Raw genomic sequence first — 17,516 nt, forward strand, 5'->3', positions numbered from 1 at the left:
TTTTCCCGCCGAACTATTGGACGAATGTCGCCGGTACGCGGGGGGCGCGTTCATGCGACAAACGATTGAGACAGAATTCCAACCCTGAATGGGGACTGCGATGATCGAGAAGGTGGGTGTGATCGGGGCCGGCCAGATGGGCAGCGGCATCACGCAGGTCTGCGCCGTGGCGGGCCTGTCGGTGGCGCTGTCGGACATCAATGCCGAACAGCTGTCCAGCGCCGTGGCCGGCATCGCCAAGAACCTCGAACGTCAGGTCGCCAAGGGCAAGCTGGACGCGGCGGAAAAGGACGCGGCCCTGGCGCGCATCACCACCTCTACCGAGTTGTCCGTCTTCAAGGACAGCGATCTGGTGGTGGAGGCGGCGACCGAGTCGGAAGACGTCAAGCGCCTGATCCTGAAGGCTTTGGTGCCCAACCTGTCGCCCACCGCCATCATTGCCACCAACACCAGCTCCATCTCCATCACCCGTCTGGCCGCCGCCACCGACCGGCCGCACCGGTTCATCGGCATGCATTTCATGAACCCGGTGCCGGTGATGCAGCTGGTGGAGATCATCCGCGGCATCGCCACGGATGACGAGACCTTCCAGTTGATCAAGGCTCTGACGGCCAGGCTGGGCAAGACCGCCGCCATCGCCGAGGATTTCCCGGCCTTCATCGTCAACCGCATCCTGCTGCCCATGATCAATGAGGCGGTCTATACGCTGTATGAGGGCGTGGGCGGGGTGGAAGCCATCGACACGGCCATGAAGCTGGGTGCGAACCACCCGATGGGCCCGCTGGAACTGGCCGATTTCATCGGCCTGGACACGTGCCTGTCGATCATGCAGGTCCTGCATGAGGGCCTGTCCGACAGCAAGTACCGCCCCTGCCCGCTGATGGTGAAATATGTCGAGGCGGGCTGGCTGGGCCGCAAGGTCGGCCGCGGCTTCTACGACTATTCCGGCCCGGTCCCGCGCCCGACGCGGTGAGGTGGAATTCAAAGGTTGATTGATGGACGGCCCGGCAACGACCGGGCCGTTTTTTTGGCATTGCCCCGACAGGCATGTGCTTTTTGAGCATATGCCTAACTCTACCTTTCAAAATATAATCTGCTCAATTTTCTTTTAATATGCTTCCATCTTCACGTTAGCCGGGCGGCACCAGGGTGACGCGAGGTCGCCGCTGCCGGCCCTGCTTCATGGAGGCGGGAATGTGGGGGCTTCTAGCACTGTTGCTTCTGCTATTGGCAACCACGGGTCCCGCGCCGGCCGCAGCCAGCCAGACATGCCAATCACACCTTCAGTGGAAAAATGAGAATTTCTTCAACTTCATAGCGCAGCCCCCCGCCGACAATAAGCATCCGCAGCATTTGGTTGAAAAAGCAAACTGGACGGTACAGTGCGTCGCCTTCACAGAACAGCTCGTCCTGGAGAAACTGACCCTGGCGAAAGGGCTGGTCTTCGACAATGTCATCTTCTGCCGTGGATTGAAGGCCGAAGGACTGCATGCAAGGGGCGATCTGCATTTCAGGAATGTGTCTGTCGGGCATGCGGGCGATGAGAAAAATCCCGATGACGCCTGCGCCAATGTCCCCGAGATGGCGGAGCCGCGCAGCAACCAAGGCCTTAAATGCGCCGATGGTGACGACTGCTATATCACCGCCAACGGGCTTGATCCTGGCATCGAGCCGATACCATCCACCTTCCACGACCTGTTCAAGCTGGACGGGTTCGGCGCATCCGGTGAGGTGAACCTGATCGGCGCCACGGTCGACGGGGATTTCAGCATCAGCAACTCCCGGATTGACAAGCTGCTGATCGGATATGCGCAAATCGGCAAGGCGATCACGCTCGAATACGTCCATATCGGATCGGTGCAGCTGGCCGGTACAGAGGCCAAGGCGGTTTTATCCATCGGGTCGCGGATCAATGTCTGGGACGCCAGCTCGTCACGCATCGGGAAGTCCGTGGTCGTCAATTCAGGATCGGTCATCGGCACCCTGGACATGAGCCAGGCGGTGATCGGCACTGATCTTCACATCGACAGCGGCATTGTGGGATTGGTCAAGCTACCGGCGGCGCAAATCGGCCGTCAGGTCAAGATCGGTGGGAACGAAGACAGGCCGCTTCCCGTCATGCGGTTGATGATGCCGGGATTGAAGGCGAAGGCCTTGATCATCAGCCACATCCGTTCGCTATGCACAACCGACGCCCGCGATATGGTGATCGCCGGCCAGGCCATGCTGACCGACAGTTTGCTTTGGGATGGCATGAACCTGACAGGCAGTCTTTTCGAATCCGGACTGGCATTGGAAAGACTGGGCAGCGGCATATCCAAATTCACCATCCCCAAACTCAAGGCCCGCGATAAATATCTCTGCCCCATCCTTGCCGAGGCATGGTTTGCCGAGGATCTGGGTCACGGCCAGAACAGCCTGCGGGCGGAGAAACTGGAGGTACGCGGCGACCTGCGGCTTTCCGGGTCGAATTTTCATGATGTGCATTTCAGGGCCGCGACGATCACCCGCGACCTGAACCTGCGGGATACCCGGACCGACCGTGGACGCCTGCTGGATACCAGGGTTGGCGGCATCCTGGATAACAAGGATTTCTGGGGTGGATTTGAAAGTGGGGACCTGCGCGGCTTCCAGGTCAACCGCTACAGCCTGCCATCGGACAAGGAGAAGGAAATCAAGACACCCGAGGGGCGCAATTTTGAACGGCGTGGCGCGGATTGGTGGGCCAAGCATCTGAAACCGCGCACGTCCCCCGGATGTGGCGTGCAGACGGGAGGGAATTTCGCCATCGGGCCGTACATGATGATCGCCGATCACATGCAGGCAGCGGGAATGGAGGAGGATGCCGACGGCTTGCGTCGCGAAGGCCGCTTTCAGGCGATGTGGCACGCGGAGATGAGCCTGGAAAAGGTTCTGGCCTTTCTATCCTGGGCGATGGTCGGGTTCGGATATGCGCCGCAACTGATCCTGGCCTGGTTCCTGGGGGTGTTCGCCCTGGCCATGGCTGTTTCCATGTCCGCGCTGAAATTGCGGCCGGAAATGGCTGGCAGGCCGCTGATATGGACGACGGCGGGCATTCTGATGACCAGGCTTTCAACCCTGTTCGAGGCGGATGAAGCCTTTGAACAGCCCAAGATTCTGCCGCCACGGGTTCGCGCGGCGGTGATCATCCTGCGGCTTACGGCGCTGGCGGTGGTCATCGCCCTGGGTGCGGAACTGTCCGGCGTGTTGACGCGCCCCGCTTGATCCATGTCCGGATAGGGTCCCCCCGCGACTTCTACCCTGCCCAAACCCCTTCCCCCGATGTTACCCTGTCCCCAGGGCTGTAACGGCGGACGGAGATGATTGTGCGGTTTGTTGCGGGACGCTGCCTTTCCGTTGGCCTGCTGGCCGGGCTTCTGGCCTTCTCACCCCTTCCCGCCCTGTCCAAGGATTTCACCACCGCCCTGCAGCAGAGGCTGACCGGCGGCATCGACACGCCGGAGAATGACCGCGACAGCCAGGACCTGCTGACGCTGGGTCGTTTTTACGAGAAGCGCCATTACGCGCCGGCCTGGATCGAACAGGGCCAGCCATCCGACCGGGCCCGCCTGCTGCTGATGGCCCTGCAGAAGGCCGCCAGCCAGGGGCTGAACCCGTCCGATTACGGCGTGGCCCGCATCGCCACCCTGCTGGAGCGCGGCGACAGCCCCGATGCGCTGGCGGAGCTGGAGGTGATGCTGTCGCATGGCGCGCTGGATTATGGCCGCGACCTGGCCACGGGCCGGCTGGCCCCCATGGCCATCGACAGCGAGCTTTATGTCGAAAAGCGCGAGATCGATGTCCTGACCCTGCTGAGCCGGCTGGCCATGCTGCCCGATCCGGGGGTGGAGTTGGCGGAACTGCCGCCGCGCCGCGCGGAGTATCAGCGCCTGAAGGGCGCCTTGCAGCAGTATCGCGAACTGGCCGCCGCCGGCGGGTGGAAGCCGGTGCCCCTGGCCGAACTGTCGCTGAAACCCGAGGGCGGCAAGGACGAGCGGTTGCCGGCATTGCGTGCCCGGCTGCATGTCACCGGGGAACTGCCCGCCGACGCGCCCATCCCCGAAGACCCCACCCTGTTCGACGAGGCCACCGTCGCGGCGCTGAAGAAGTTCCAGGCCCGGCACGGGCTGGAACCGGACGGGGTGCTGGGCAAGCAGACCCTGCTGGCGCTGAACATCACCGCCGAACAGCGCGTGGCCCAGATCGCCATGAATATGGAACGCTGGCGCTGGATGCCGGTGGATATGGGCCCGTCCTATATCCTGGTGAACCTGGCCGCCTTCCATCTGTCGATCTTCGAGCAGGGCACCGTGGTGCATGAGGCGCGCGTCGTGGTGGGCACGACATCGACCCGCACCCCGGTATTTTCGCGCAAGATGAGCTATCTGGAGGTCAATCCCTATTGGCACGTCCCGGCCAAGATCGTGCGGGACGAGATCTTCCCCAAGGCCAAGCGCGACCCGTCATACCTGGCCCAGCATAATTACGAGCTGCTGTCCGATTGGACGGAGGCCGCGGTGCCGGTCGATCCCAAGAGTTTGGACTGGGCCCACATGACCCGCCTGCCCTATCGCGTGCGCCAGGCGCCGGGCGACAAGAACAGCCTGGGCCGCATCAAGATGATGTTCCCCAACCAGTTCGACGTGTACCTGCACGACACGCCGTCCAAGAACCTGTTCAACCGCGCCAATCGCAGCTTCAGCCATGGCTGCATCCGGGTGGAGCATCCGTTCGACGTGGCGGAGGTCATCCTGCGCCTGTCAGGCACCACCGACTGGCCGCGTGCCAAGCTGGACGAGGCGCTGAACAGCGGGCAACGCACCGTGGTGCGCCTGAAACAGCCCATCCCCATCCATATCAGCTATGTCACGTCCTTCGTCGCCGACGACGGATCGGTGAATTTCCGGTCCGACATCTATGGCCGCGACCGCAAGCTGGCCACAGCCATACGGGCATCACGCGTGAAATGGGATGCGGTGGAGGCGGAGGCCCGCATGGCCCCCGGCGGGGCTGCCGCCGGACGGGGTACCGATAGCGGAAGCCACTGATAACCCGACCGCAGCGGCATACATTTTCATGCCGCTGTGGGCCGGCGACCGCCGGCCCGCGACCGCGTGGTCGCGCAAGCCAAGCCGCCGGATGGCGGCGCCCGGCGCCTGAGGGCGCAAGCCATGAACCCGGAAGAGATAGGCTGGAGATAGGCCGGAAGGGTGGATTTCCGCTTGCGTCAGCTATGCCGTTCTGCCATGACTGCAATTGTGTCCTGTCTGTGGCGCGGGGCATTTGGCGAAATCTTGGACGAGAGTGTCTCTGGCGTAACGGACGCCGGGGGTTGCTGCTTCGGGGCTTAAGGGGGGCAAGGGGCATGGTGGCACGGCCGAACACGACCGACCTGACCATTGGATGCGAGTCCGTTTCCCCGACCCAAATGTCCGTTTCCCCAATCATCGATCTGGGTGCCGATACCGGCCGCCGCGGCTTCCTGCGCGGCCTGGGCGGTCTGTTCCTGGGCGCCGGGGCCGCCATCGCCGCCCCCACCATCATCACCAATCCCGCCGATGCCGCCCCGGTCAGCGCGCCGCGCCGGCAGATTTCCTTCGTGTCGCTGCACACCCGGGAAAAGCTGAACGTCACCTACTTCACCAACGGCACCTATGACCGTTCGGCGTTGAAGGACGTGAACCACATGCTGCGCGACTGGCGCACGGGCGAGATCGGCAAGATGGACCCCAAGCTGCTGGACCTGCTGTTCCAGCTGCGCCAGCGCCTGCGTACCGAAGAGCCGTTCCAGGTGATCTCCGGTTACCGTTGCCCCAAGACCAACGCCATGCTGGCATCGAAGTCGGAAGGTGTGGCCACCAAGAGCCTGCATATGGAAGGCAAGGCCATCGACATCACCATGGCCGGCCGGCAGCTGAGCCGTATCCGCCAGGAAGCCTTGAACCTGAAGCAGGGCGGTGTCGGCATCTATTCCAAGACCGGCTTCGTGCATGTCGATACCGGCCGTGTCCGGCAGTGGGGCGTGTAACGTTTCTCTGCCTTACGAGACCTGCTTTTCACCGGCCCGCCTCTGCTAAGATGCGGGCCGTTTCGTTTTCGGGCGGAGGGATCATGCGCTGGGTTGGATGGGGACTTCTGGCCCTGGCTCTGGGCTCAGGTGCCGCCTTCGCCGCTGATAGCAAAACCCCCGCCCCCCAGACACTACGCACACCCGGCAAGGGCGCGCCCGAACCCATCGGCACCTACGCCAATGGCTGCGTGCGCGGGGCGGTGTCGCTGCCGGCGGACGGGCAGGGGTTCCAGGTGATGAACCTGTCCCGCCGCCGCAATTACGGCCATCCCAGCCTGATCGCCTATCTGAAGGCGCTGGCGGCGGAGGTGGAACGGGAACAGCTCGGCATCCTGTCGGTGGGCGACCTGTCCATGGTGCGCGGCGGGCGCATGCCGACCGGCCATGCCAGCCACCAGATGGGACTGGACGCCGATATCTGGTTCCCGCTGGATCTGGGCCGCCTGCCCCTGCCCGACCGGGAGCGGGAGGATTTCGCCAGCATGGTCGATGCCAAGGCCCAGCGGGTGAACAGCAATTTCGGTCCCGCCCAGGTACGGGTGCTGAAACTGGCCGCATCGGCCCCCACCGTCACCCGCATCTTCGTGAACCCGGCCATCAAGCTGGCTTTGTGCGAGCGGGAAACGGGGGACAAGGCCTGGCTGGGCAAGCTGCGCCCCTGGTTCGGCCATGCCGCCCATTTCCATGTGCGCCTGGCCTGCCCGCCCGATGCCGGGCAATGCGAGACACAGGAAGCGCCACCCGAGGGTGATGGCTGTGGTGAGGAACTGCTGAGCTGGTTCAAGCCGCCACCGCCATCGACCGGCCCCGCGCTGCCGCCCAAGCCGCCGCCCCCGCCGCCCGCCGCCTGTCTGGCGCTCTATGCCGAAGAGTGATCTTCTTTACATCCGATCCCGGATGGATTACGGTCCCGCCCATCATCAATACCGGAGCCTGATTGCCATGGATCTGAACCCGCTGTCCTGACCGCCGCCCCTGAAAAGGGGCTTCCAAGGTTCGACCGGGATTCCATCCATGCCGCATTGGCTTGTGGCCGAGGGGCTGTGCTTCGCGCACAGTGCCGACCGGCCGCTTTTCGACAAAATCTCCTTTTCCATCACCGATGAACGCGTCGCCCTGGTGGGCGGCAACGGTGTCGGCAAATCCACGCTGCTGCGCCTGCTGACCGATGAACTGCGGCCGGAGCGCGGGCACGTGTCCCGGCGCGGTCGGCATTTCCACTGGCCGCAATTGCCGTCGCCGGGGCAATGCGTGGGCGATCTGCTGCCCGCCGATGATCCCGGCCGGGCGGCTTCCCTGTCACGTTTCGGGCTGCCCACCGATCTGGCGGACACGGTGCCGCTGTCCCACCTGTCGGGCGGACAGGTGGCGCGGCTGCGGCTGGCCGCCATCCGCCTGACACGGCCCGACATGCTGGTCCTGGATGAGCCGGGCAACGATCTTGATGAGGACGGGCGCCGGCTGCTGGCCGATCTGGTGACGGGCTGGCGCGGCGGGTTGCTGCTGGTCAGTCATGAGGTCGGGCTGCTGTCGCTGACAACCCGTATCCTCGACCTGTCGCCGCTGGGGCTGCGCAGCCATGGCGGTGGCTATCCGGGCTGGCTGGCGACCAGGGAGGCGGAGCGGCAAGCGGCGAAGCGTGCCCTGGCCGATGCCGGCAAACAGGCACGCCAAGCGCGGGAAGTGGCACAGCAGGAAGAAGCCCGCGCCAGCCGCCGTGCCCGTGCGGGCAAACAGGAAAAGGCGAGGGGATCGAATGCTCCCATCCTGCTGGGCACTCGCCGCGACAATGCCGAACGTGCCGGTGCCGCCCGCCGGATCAAGGCGGAACGTCAGGCGGAGCAGGCCGGCCAGGCCCTGGCCGATGCAAACGCCCGTCTGGCCCAGCCCTTGCCGCCGCTGGACATGGCCATCGCCCCGACGCGGGTGCCGGCGGGGCGGGCACTGCTGTGGGTCGAGGAACTGGCCCTGTCGCGCGGCGGGCGGCGGCTCTGGCGGGACCTGTCCTTCACCCTGACCGGGCCAACACGTCTGGCCCTGACGGGACCCAACGGGGCAGGCAAAAGTAGCCTGCTGGATTGCCTGGACGGAACATTATCCCCAGATGCCGGCCGGATCGACCGTGCCCCCGGCCTGCGTCTGACCTGGCTGGACCAGCGGCTGGCATCGGCATCGGAAGACACACCCCTGTCACTGGCCCGCAAGGCGCAGGCAGGGCACGGGGAAGGGGCGATCCGCGCCGCCCTGGCCCGGTTCGGTTTCCGCAGCACGGCGGCAGAGGTGCCGCTGCGCCTGCTGTCGGGCGGCATGCGGGTGCGGGCGCATCTTTGCGCCGCGCTGGGCGGGATGGAGCCGCCGCACCTGCTGCTGCTGGACGAACCCGCCAACCATCTGGATCTGGAGGGGCGGGCGGCCCTGCTGGAGGCCCTGACCGCCTATGACGGCGCCCTGATCCTGGTCAGCCACGACCCGGATTTTCGCCGGGCCGTGGGTGTCACAGGGGAGGTGGCGTTGGGGTGAGGGGCGATGCCCCTCACTTCCGCCGCGTCAGCTGCCCCACATCGCGCACCGCACCCTTGGCGGCCGACGTCGTCAGCGCCGCATAGGCCTTCAGCGCCTGGGAGACATAGCGCTCACGCTTCTCGGTGGGCTGCCAGGCGGCTTGGCCCTTGGCGTCTTCCGCCTCACGCCGCCGCGCCAGTTCCTCGTCCGACACGGCCAGATGGATGCGGCGGTTGGGGATGTCGATTTCGATCCGGTCGCCTTCGATCACCAGACCGATGGTGCCGCCTTCAGCGGCTTCCGGGCTGGCATGGCCGATGGACAGGCCGGACGTACCGCCGGAGAAGCGGCCATCGGTGATCAGGGCGCAGGCCTTGCCCAGCCCCTTCGACTTGAGATAGCTGGTCGGGTACAGCATCTCCTGCATGCCGGGCCCGCCCTTGGGCCCTTCATAGCGGATCAGCACCACGTCGCCGGCATTGATGCGGTTGCCCAGGATGGCGCTGACAGCGGCATCCTGGCTTTCGAACACGCGGGCGGGGCCGGCAAAGACCAGAGAGGACGCATCCACGCCCGCCGTCTTCACGATGCAGCCTTCCAGCGCCAGATTGCCGAACAGCACGGCCAAGCCGCCATCCTTGGAGAATGCGTTCTCCGTGGACCGGATCACGCCCTTGGCACGGTCCAGATCCAGTTCGTGGTAACGGCTGGACTGGCTGAAGGCCAGCGTGGTGCGCACCCCGCCGGGGGCCGATTTGAAGAAATTCTGGACGTCGGGATTGTTGGTTTGCGCCACGTCCCAGCGGGCCAGCGCATCGGCCAGCGACGGGGCGTCGATACGCTTCACATCGGTATGCAGCAGGCCGCCGCGCGCCAACTCGCCCAGGATACCCATGATGCCGCCGGCCCGATGCACATCCTCGATATGCACATCGGCCACGGCCGGTGCCACCTTGCAGATATTGGGCACACGGCGCGACATGCGGTCGATGTCGGCCATGGTGAAATTCACCTCGCCCTCGTTCGCGGCGGCCAGCAGATGCAGCACCGTGTTGGTCGACCCGCCCATGGCGATGTCGAGCGCGATGGCGTTTTCGAACGATTTGAAATTGGCGATGGAGCGGGGCAGCACGCCCTCATCCTCGCCCTCGTAATATTGCCTGGCCAGACCGACGATGCGCCGTCCCGCTTCCTCGAACAGGCGGCGGCGGTCGGAATGGGTAGCCAGCACCGTGCCATTGCCGGGCAGCGCCAGGCCCAGCGCTTCCGTCAGGCAGTTCATCGAATTGGCTGTGAACATGCCGGAGCAGGAACCGCAGGTCGGGCAGGCCGACCGTTCAATGACCTTGACCTCTTCATCGCTGTACTTGTCGTCAGCGGCGGCGACCATGGCGTCGATCAGGTCGATGGCGATGTCGCGGCCCTTGACGTTGGCCTTGCCGGCCTCCATCGGCCCGCCGGAGACGAAGATGGTGGGGATGTTGAGGCGCAATGCCGCCATCAGCATACCCGGCGTGATCTTGTCGCAATTGGAGATGCAGACCAGCGCGTCGGCGCAATGGGCATTGACCATATATTCCACCGCGTCGGCGATGACCTCGCGCGAGGGCAGGGAATAGAGCATGCCGTCATGGCCCATGGCGATGCCGTCATCCACCGCGATGGTATTGAATTCCTTGGCCACGCCACCGGCCGCGTACACCTCGCCCGCCACCAGTTGGCCCAGATCCTTCAGATGCACATGGCCGGGCACGAACTGGGTGAAGGAATTGGCGATGGCCACGATGGGCTTGCCGAAATCCTCATCCTTCATGCCGGTGGCCCGCCACAGGCCACGAGCGCCGGCCATGTTGCGGCCATGGGTGCTTTTGCGGGAACGAAGCTGCGGCACGGGGGTCTTCCTTCAAGCTTGGTACTAAGATTTCAAAAATGGATTGCTGTTGGACAGAATAATATGAACGCGGCCGCCAAACCGCATCCAACATTCCTGCAACCCGTATATGACGCCATCAGGGGCCGGTTCAAGCCACCGCCGCCAGTGTCACGGCCCGCGCACGGCGGCGCACGACGCGTTCGGCGAATTCCGACAGGCCGATCAGGATGACCATGCCCAGCACCAGCCAGAGGGGCAGAACCATCAGCCCCAGATGCTGGGCCAGCCAGCCCAGTGCCCCAGGCACCAAGGTGGCGCCGGCGCCAGCCGCCGTCATCTGAAACCCCACCGCATGCGGGGCGATGGCGTCGCCGACGCGCAGCGGGGTCAGCGACACCAGCGTGGGGAAGGTGGGGGCGAGGCCGAAACCCAGGCCCAGTGCCGCCGCCATACCGACAGCGGGCGTCGGAAACCAGGCGAAAAGACAGGCGGAGACCAGGGCGATGATGAGGCCGGCGCGTAGCGCCGACAGGGGGCGCACCCGCGCTGTCACCTGCCCGAACACCAGCCGCCCGAAGGTCAGCGCCCCCCAGTAAAGCCCGGCGATGGTGCCGGCCGTGCCGACCTCGATCCCGTGCTGGCGGGTCAGCAGCGTGAACAGCCACTGGCCGGCCGCCATCTCCACCCCGCAATAAACCATGAACAGGCCGGCATTCAGCCACAGCACCGGATGGCGCAGCGCGTCGGTGAAGGGGGCGATGGCCGTGGCACCTCCGCCCTCACCAGTACCACCATCGCGCCCTTCCTCCCACCGCCGCATGGTAGCCAGGAACATCAGGCCCATCGCGCCCAGGATGGCGGCGATCAGGGCATAACCCCAGCGCCAGCCGGCCCCGAAGGTGATCGCCGCCGTCATCAAGAGCGGCCCGGCGGTCGCACCCAGACCCCAGGACCCGTGCAGCCAGTTCATGACCCGCGGGGAGAAGCGGCGGGCACCATAGAGATTGATGCCGGTATCGATGGCGCCAGAGGCCAGCCCGCCCAGGATGGCGGCCGGGATCAGCAGATAGAATGAGGGGGTGACGGCATAGGTGGCCATGGTGGCCACCATGGCGGCACTGCTGACCACCAGCACCAGGCCCAGCCCGGCGCGGCGCACGATGGTTCCGCCAGCCAGACCGGAGAACAGGTAACCGCCCGTGCCACAGACCAGCAGGATGCCCAGATTGCCCAGCGGCCGGTCGAACGCCTCCCTGATATAGGGCCAGGTGACACCGGGCAGCCCGTCGGGCAGGCCCAGGCTGATGAAGGCCAGGAACGCCATGGCGATCAGGGCGGCCGGCATGCTGGAGGGGCGAGGTTTCATGATTCTGGCGGCGGGGGGCGGCAGAGGGATCGATACCATGCAGGGGAAGGGGGGGACAAGGCATGCCCCGGTATGGCTGGGGATGGTGTAGCGCGGACGGTCACCACATCCTTCACCGCCCCTGGACAGGAACGGCCCGCCCGCCTAATCCTGTCGCACCCCATCCCCGACGCCTGAGGCCATCCCCGTGCGTATCGCCACCTGGAACATCAATTCCGTCCGCCTGCGCATCGACATCGTCGGCAAGCTGCTGGACGAGCACAAGCCGGACATCCTGTGCCTGCAGGAAACCAAGGTGGTGGACGATGCCTTCCCCCGCGCCGCCTTCAAGGATCGCGGGTATGAGCATATCCATATCCACGGGATGAAGAGCTATAACGGCGTCGCCATCCTGTCGCGCATCCCGTTCTCGTCCAGCGACATCCGCCATTCCTGTGGGAAAGAGGATTGCCGCCATGTCCTGGCGACGCTGGAGAACGGGGTGGAGATCCACAATCTCTATATCCCCGCCGGCGGCGACATTCCCGACCCGGCCTTGAACGACAAGTTCGCCCACAAGCTCCAGTTCCTGGACGAGATGCAGTCCTGGTTCCAGGAGAAACGCTCGGCCAGCCAGCCCATGATCCTGGTGGGCGATCTGAACATCGCGCCGCTGGAACATGATGTCTGGTCGCACAAGCAGCTGCTGGACGTCGTGTCCCACACGCCCATCGAGGTGGAGAAGCTGACGGCGCTGCAGAACAGCCTGAACTGGGTCGATGCCGTGCGCCATTTCGTGCCGGCCAACGAGAAGCTGTACAGCTGGTGGTCCTACCGCGCCGCCGACTGGAACCTGTCCAACAAGGGCCGCCGCCTGGACCATGTCTGGGTCACCCCGCCGCTGGCCAAGGGCCTGAAGGGCCAGACCATCCTGCGCGAGGCGCGGGGATGGGAACCCAAGCCCAGCGACCATGTGCCGGTGATCGTCGATCTGGATATCTGATCCGGCACCATTTACCCGCGGCGGAAAAGTTTGACCTTCGGCCAATCTTCTCCGCCCCTCAATCGCCGGCGCCCACATCCGTGGGCTTGGCTACGCGCCATGTGGCGCGCGGCGGCGGTCGCCGCCGAACCAACGGTCGAATACTTCGACCATTGGTATGATACCGCCTCGAAAGGCCCGCCGGACGCCCCTCCGGCGGGCCTTTCTGCTTTCGCGCTTAAATTGTTTTGCCACACATCCAAAGGTGGAAACCATCTAGACTCCATAGGACATTCCTATATGTTTGGTTGTTGCTTGGTTGTATCGCCAAAATCATAGATTGCCACCCCATCGGAGGGAGAGACCCATGTCCAATCACAAGCTCTGGACCGTCACCAACAACACGGGTGAGGATCTGGTTTTCAAGAATCTGGAATGCGCCGCCGACGATATGACGGTGGCCAAGGATGGGGCCAGCAACACGCCCGGCCAAAAGGGCAAGGGCTGCGATATCCCGGATTGCAGCGGCCCGGAATGGTGGAGCGAGCACCGGATGACCTTCACCTCCACCGACTATGAATTCAGCCTGTGGAAGGACAATAACCTCATCTATTTCGCGGTGGGCGACACCTATCCCAACCCCCTGCCGCAGGGCGTCAAGGTCAGCGACAATGTCAACCTGACGATCTATCCCGGCAGCGACACGATAGAGAACACCACCGATGGCGGCAAGAATATCGGCGTCGGCGATATCCTTCTGGACGTCGGCAAGGTGGTGGTGAAGGTGGTTGAGGTGGTCGTCTGACCAACCGCCACGTCACACATGCAGCCGCGTCGGCAGCCGGATGCTGACGCTGGTGCCTTCGCCCGGCACGCTGTCGATCGACAGCGTGCCGCCATGCAGCTCCACCAGCGACTTGGCCACGGGCAGGCCCAGACCGGTGCCTTCGGCCGTGCGCGTCAGGTGGCTGTTGACCTGGCGGAAGGGTTCCATGGCCATGGCCACCTCCGTCGGCGTCATGCCGCAGCCGGTGTCGGCCACCCGCATCACCATGTAATCGTCGGGCCAGAGCGGATCACGTTCCACCGACACGGTGATGGACCCGCCCGAGGGCGTGTATTTCACGGCATTGTTGATCAGGTTCAGCAGCACCTGGCGCAGCTTCATGGCGTCGGCGCGCAGGTGCGGGGCCTTCTCTTCCGCCGACACGACGCGCATTTCCAGCGCCGCCGCCTCCACCCGCCCGCGCATCAGCCGTACGCATTCCGTGGCCAGGTTGGGCAGGTCCACCGGCTCCAGGCGCAGTTCCATACGCCCGGCCTCGATCTTCGACAGGTCCAGGATGTCGTTGATCAGAGCCAGCAGATGCAGGCCGGAACTGCGAATATCCTCGGCATATTCGGCATATTTGGGATTACCCATGGGCCCGTGGATACGGTGTACCATGACCTCGGCAAAGCCGATGATGGCGTTCAGCGGCGTGCGCAGCTCATGACTTGCCACGGCCAGGAATTGCGACTTGGCGGCCGTGGCCTGTTCGGCCTCCGCCCTGGCAACCCGTGCCGCCGTCTCGCTGGCTTCCAGCTTGGCGACATAGCGGCGGACCAGCACCACCAGGGCCAGCACCAGCAGCGTGCCGAACGTGCCCTGCAGAAGCGTCTGGTTACGGAACTGGCGATAGGGCTGCAGCACATGGTCCATGTCCTGCCCCACCGACACCAGCAGCCGCGTGCCGGGCAGCAGTTCATAGCTGGCGATACGGTCCTCGCCATCGATGGGGCTGACGGCGCGGATGATGCCATGGCCGTCACCCTCCCGCGCCGCGCCCACATCGGGCAGGTCGGGATAGGACTGGCCGACGATGCCGGGCGTGGACGCACCGCGGGCATAGACGGTGCCGTCCAGGTCCATCAGGGTCGCCACAGCCCCCAGGTCCAGGTCCACGGCACTGAAGAAGCCCGCGAAATATTCCGACAGCACGTCGCCGACGACGACGGCGATCAGGCTGCCATCCGGTGCCTCCACCCGCACCCAGAAGGGGATGGAGGACATCAGCGGCGTGCGGCCGATGATCGGCTTGCCGAAGCCCAGGCGTGGCGATCCCGGCTCCGTCGCCTGGCGGAAATAATCGCTGTCGGACATGTCCAGGCCCACGGCACCCGGCCGCGTGGCATCGACGACCAAGCCGCGCGCATCCATGATGCCCAGGAATTTCGACACCCGGTCCAGCCCGGCCACGCGCCGGCGCATCACCTCCAGGTCGGCGGGATATCCCGCCTCCACCCGGTCGGACACTTCCTGCAAAAGCTGCTGCACCTGGCTGACGGTACGGCTGACATGCTGGCCGAAGGCGCGGGTCAGGTTGGCCGTGTCGCGTTCCGCATCGGCCAGCGCGTCAAGGTAGGAGGAATGGATCTGCCAGCCGACAAGCAGCCACAATCCGCCCAGCACCATGGCCGACAGCAGGTTGATGCCGGTCCGGCCCAGCAGCGCCGGCGGCCGGCGGAAGCGGCCACCATCGTCTCGGGTTCTCTGTCCCATCAAACGGTTGTATAACATGTGATGAAGGCCGCGTCACGCCGCCACCAGTTCGCCCGCCAGTTGCAGCATCAGCGCCAGATCCGCGTCGCGCGACAGGCGATGGTCGCCATCCTTGACCAGCGTCACCCGCACATCCTCGGCCTGCAGCGCCTCGGCCAGTTCCAGGCTGGTGCGCCAGGGAATGTCCGGATCGCGCTGTCCGTGCAGCAGCCGCACGGGGCAGCGAAGGGGGATAGGCCCGGGCAGCAGCAGATGTGCCCGCGCCTCTTCCAGCAGATGGCGGGTGATCGGATACCCGGCGGGATCATAGGCCGACGGGGCGATGAACCGCCCGTCACGCTCCAGCGCTTCGATCTCCGCCGGCCTCAGGCGCGGCCGGATCATGCGCTCGGTGAAATCCGGCGCTGGTGCTACCCCCAGCAGCCCCGCCACCCGGTCCGGCCGGGCCAGCGCCAGAAGCAGCGCGATCCAGCCGCCCATGGACGACCCGACCAGGATCTGCGGCCCTTGGGCCACCTGATCCAGTACCGCCAGCGCGTCATCCCGCCAGCGGCCGATCGACCCATCCGCCCAGTCACCGCCGCTCAACCCGTGCGCATGGTAATCGAAACGGGTAAAGGCCCGGCCCCGCGCCCGCGCCCAGCGTTCCAGGGCCACGGCCTTGCCCCCGCCCATGTCCGATCGGAAACCGGTCAGGAACATCAGCCCCGGCACCACCCCTGGGCTGTGCCGATAGGCTATGGCGGTGCCGGCCCGATCCAGGCTATGTATCGCCGTCTCGCCTTCCAAGGCTGTCCCGTTCATCCGTCTGAAATCCCGCCCATGCCGCCCCAAGATGACGCCGGCACCCTAGCCGGCGATGTGCCGCCGGACAATCCCGGCCTCGACGCCGCCAGCCTGTTCGGCGGCGGCAAGCCCGTCATCCTGCAGATCATCCCGACGCTGGTCACCGGCGGGGCGGAGCGTGGCTGCGTCGATATGGCGGCCGCGATCCAACGGGCGGGCGGCACGGCCATCGTCGTGTCGGCCGGTGGGCCGATGGCACGCGAACTGGACCGTTATGGCGCCAAGCATATCCAGCTGCCGGTGCAGTCCAAGAACCCGCTGACCATGCGCCGCAATGCCAAGAAGCTGGTCGACCTGATCCGCCAGCATGGCGTCGATCTGATCCATGCCCGCTCGCGCGCACCTGCCTGGAGCGCCTATTGGGCGGCCAAGGATACCGGCATCCCCTTCGTCACCACCTTCCACGCGCCCTATAATTTCAAGGGCCGGTTGAAGAAATGGTACAATGGCGTGATGGCCAAGGGCGACCGGATCATCGCCGTCTCCCGCTTCGTTCAAGACCATGTGGCCACCGAATATGGCGTCGGCCCCGACCGTCTGCGCCTGATCCATCGCGGCGTCGATATTGACATCATGTCGCCCGACAAGGTGACCCAGGCCCGCATGGCCCAGCTGATCCAGCAATGGCGCCTGCCGGAGGATCAGCGCATCGTGCTGCTGCCCGGCCGCCTGACCCGCTGGAAGGGGCAGGGGGTGCTGATCGACGCGATATCCCGCCTGGGCCGGCCCGATGTGCGCGCCGTGCTGGTCGGTGACGATCAGGGCCGCGATCATTACCGGCAGGAGCTGGAGGACCATATCCGCCGCCTGAACCTGGGCGGACAGGTCACCATCGCCGGCCACTGCAACGACATGGCGGCCGCCTATATGCTGTCCGACATCGTGGTCAATGCGTCGACCGAACCGGAAGCCTTCGGCCGCGTCATCGCCGAGGCCCAGGCCATGGGCCGCCCGGTCATCGTGTCGGACTTAGGCGCGGTGAAGGAAACGGTGATCAACGGGGAAACCGGCCTGGTCGTGCCCCCGGGCGATCCCGACGCCCTGGCCGGCGCCATCCGCGCCGCCCTGGACCTGGACCCGCTGCAGCGTCAGGCCGTGGGCCTGGACGGCATGCGCCATGTCCGCACCAACTTCACCAAGGCCGGCATGTGCGCCGCGACCCTGGCGGTTTATGCGGAGTTGCTGGGGTAATACCAATTCCCGATGATTTCGACTCATCGGGAATTGGTTCGGCGGCGACCGCCGCCGCGCCGCACGTGCGGCATAGCCAAGCTGCCGGAGGCAGCGCCGGCGACTGAGGTCGGTGATCGCAAGCGATCACCGAGACTTGGTACA

Annotated in this window: 13 protein-coding genes; 9 read left to right on the forward strand and 4 right to left on the reverse strand. The window is 65.3% G+C overall.

What is annotated here, in order from left to right; genetic code table 11:
* Positions 1-100: 100 nt before the first annotated feature.
* The 6 genes from ACM9HJ_RS06645 (at position 101) to ACM9HJ_RS06670 (ending at position 8,611) form a co-directional block, all read left to right on the forward strand.
* On the forward strand, positions 101-973 hold the full coding sequence (locus ACM9HJ_RS06645) for a 3-hydroxybutyryl-CoA dehydrogenase (protein WP_416570923.1): 873 nt from the start codon (positions 101-103) through the stop codon (positions 971-973).
* Positions 974-1,194: 221 nt separating this feature from the next.
* Complete coding sequence (locus ACM9HJ_RS06650) at positions 1,195-3,246, forward strand: hypothetical protein (RefSeq protein WP_416570924.1); 2,052 nt, start codon at positions 1,195-1,197, stop codon at positions 3,244-3,246.
* Between the two features lie 95 nt (positions 3,247-3,341).
* Positions 3,342-5,069: a L,D-transpeptidase family protein gene (locus ACM9HJ_RS06655; protein ID WP_416570925.1), complete on the forward strand. Its 1,728-nt coding sequence runs from the start codon at positions 3,342-3,344 to the stop codon at positions 5,067-5,069.
* 380 nt (positions 5,070-5,449) lie between these two features.
* Positions 5,450-6,049, forward strand: a complete 600-nt coding sequence (locus tag ACM9HJ_RS06660) for a YcbK family protein (RefSeq protein WP_416570926.1) — start codon at positions 5,450-5,452, stop codon at positions 6,047-6,049.
* An 83-nt stretch (positions 6,050-6,132) separates the two neighbouring features.
* Entirely contained in the window at positions 6,133-6,966 is an 834-nt protein-coding gene (mepA, locus tag ACM9HJ_RS06665; RefSeq protein WP_416570927.1) for a penicillin-insensitive murein endopeptidase, read from the forward strand.
* 139 nt (positions 6,967-7,105) lie between these two features.
* Complete coding sequence (locus tag ACM9HJ_RS06670; protein WP_416570928.1) at positions 7,106-8,611, forward strand: ATP-binding cassette domain-containing protein; 1,506 nt, start codon at positions 7,106-7,108, stop codon at positions 8,609-8,611.
* Positions 8,612-8,624: 13 nt separating this feature from the next.
* On the opposite strand, the gene ilvD is transcribed toward ACM9HJ_RS06670, so the two are convergent.
* Both ilvD and ACM9HJ_RS06680 read right to left on the reverse strand, forming a co-directional pair.
* Positions 8,625-10,484 carry a dihydroxy-acid dehydratase gene (gene ilvD / locus ACM9HJ_RS06675; protein WP_416570929.1) on the reverse strand — a complete coding sequence of 620 codons (1,860 nt, stop codon included), beginning with the start codon at positions 10,482-10,484 and terminating at the stop codon, positions 8,625-8,627.
* A gap of 130 nt (positions 10,485-10,614) precedes the next feature.
* The gene (locus ACM9HJ_RS06680; protein ID WP_416570930.1) at positions 10,615-11,832 is read right to left on the reverse strand and encodes an MFS transporter; all 1,218 of its coding nucleotides are present in this window, start codon (positions 11,830-11,832) and stop codon (positions 10,615-10,617) included.
* Positions 11,833-12,019: 187 nt separating this feature from the next.
* Between ACM9HJ_RS06680 and xth the strand changes: the two genes are divergently transcribed.
* Positions 12,020-12,814: an exodeoxyribonuclease III gene (xth, locus tag ACM9HJ_RS06685; RefSeq protein ID WP_416570931.1), complete on the forward strand. Its 795-nt coding sequence runs from the start codon at positions 12,020-12,022 to the stop codon at positions 12,812-12,814.
* A 346-nt stretch (positions 12,815-13,160) separates the two neighbouring features.
* Positions 13,161-13,598, forward strand: coding sequence for a hypothetical protein (locus tag ACM9HJ_RS06690; RefSeq protein WP_416570932.1), 438 nt, complete (start codon positions 13,161-13,163; stop codon positions 13,596-13,598).
* Positions 13,599-13,610: 12 nt separating this feature from the next.
* Here the strand turns inward: ACM9HJ_RS06690 and ACM9HJ_RS06695 are convergent, their stop codons facing one another.
* Both ACM9HJ_RS06695 and ACM9HJ_RS06700 read right to left on the reverse strand, forming a co-directional pair.
* Positions 13,611-15,335, reverse strand: a complete 1,725-nt coding sequence (locus ACM9HJ_RS06695) for an ATP-binding protein (protein ID WP_416570933.1) — start codon at positions 15,333-15,335, stop codon at positions 13,611-13,613.
* A 33-nt stretch (positions 15,336-15,368) separates the two neighbouring features.
* On the reverse strand, positions 15,369-16,139 hold the full coding sequence (locus ACM9HJ_RS06700) for an alpha/beta hydrolase (RefSeq protein ID WP_416570934.1): 771 nt from the start codon (positions 16,137-16,139) through the stop codon (positions 15,369-15,371).
* An 18-nt stretch (positions 16,140-16,157) separates the two neighbouring features.
* Between ACM9HJ_RS06700 and ACM9HJ_RS06705 the strand changes: the two genes are divergently transcribed.
* Positions 16,158-17,372 carry a glycosyltransferase family 4 protein gene (locus ACM9HJ_RS06705; protein WP_416570935.1) on the forward strand — a complete coding sequence of 405 codons (1,215 nt, stop codon included), beginning with the start codon at positions 16,158-16,160 and terminating at the stop codon, positions 17,370-17,372.
* Positions 17,373-17,516 lie beyond the last annotated feature (144 nt).

Source organism: Niveispirillum sp. KHB5.9 (genome assembly GCF_048066115.1).
Lineage (GTDB): Bacteria > Pseudomonadota > Alphaproteobacteria > Azospirillales > Azospirillaceae > Niveispirillum.

What these genes read in the sequence shown, in the direction of transcription:
- ACM9HJ_RS06655 (WP_416570925.1), top strand. Translation starts at nt 3,342, where the DNA reads ATGATTGTGCGGTTTGTTGCGGGACGCTGCCTTTCCGTTGGCCTGCTG.
- ACM9HJ_RS06660 (WP_416570926.1), top strand. Translation starts at nt 5,450, where the DNA reads ATGTCCGTTTCCCCAATCATCGATCTGGGTGCCGATACCGGCCGCCGC.
- mepA (WP_416570927.1), top strand. Translation starts at nt 6,133, where the DNA reads ATGCGCTGGGTTGGATGGGGACTTCTGGCCCTGGCTCTGGGCTCAGGT.
- ACM9HJ_RS06680 (WP_416570930.1), bottom strand. Translation starts at nt 11,832, where the DNA reads ATGAAACCTCGCCCCTCCAGCATGCCGGCCGCCCTGATCGCCATGGCG.
- ACM9HJ_RS06695 (WP_416570933.1), bottom strand. Translation starts at nt 15,335, where the DNA reads ATGGGACAGAGAACCCGAGACGATGGTGGCCGCTTCCGCCGGCCGCCG.
- ACM9HJ_RS06705 (WP_416570935.1), top strand. Translation starts at nt 16,158, where the DNA reads ATGCCGCCCCAAGATGACGCCGGCACCCTAGCCGGCGATGTGCCGCCG.
- ACM9HJ_RS06690 (WP_416570932.1), top strand. Translation starts at nt 13,161, where the DNA reads ATGTCCAATCACAAGCTCTGGACCGTCACCAACAACACGGGTGAGGAT.
- ACM9HJ_RS06645 (WP_416570923.1), top strand. Translation starts at nt 101, where the DNA reads ATGATCGAGAAGGTGGGTGTGATCGGGGCCGGCCAGATGGGCAGCGGC.
- ACM9HJ_RS06650 (WP_416570924.1), top strand. Translation starts at nt 1,195, where the DNA reads ATGTGGGGGCTTCTAGCACTGTTGCTTCTGCTATTGGCAACCACGGGT.
- ACM9HJ_RS06700 (WP_416570934.1), bottom strand. Translation starts at nt 16,139, where the DNA reads ATGAACGGGACAGCCTTGGAAGGCGAGACGGCGATACATAGCCTGGAT.
- ACM9HJ_RS06670 (WP_416570928.1), top strand. Translation starts at nt 7,106, where the DNA reads ATGCCGCATTGGCTTGTGGCCGAGGGGCTGTGCTTCGCGCACAGTGCC.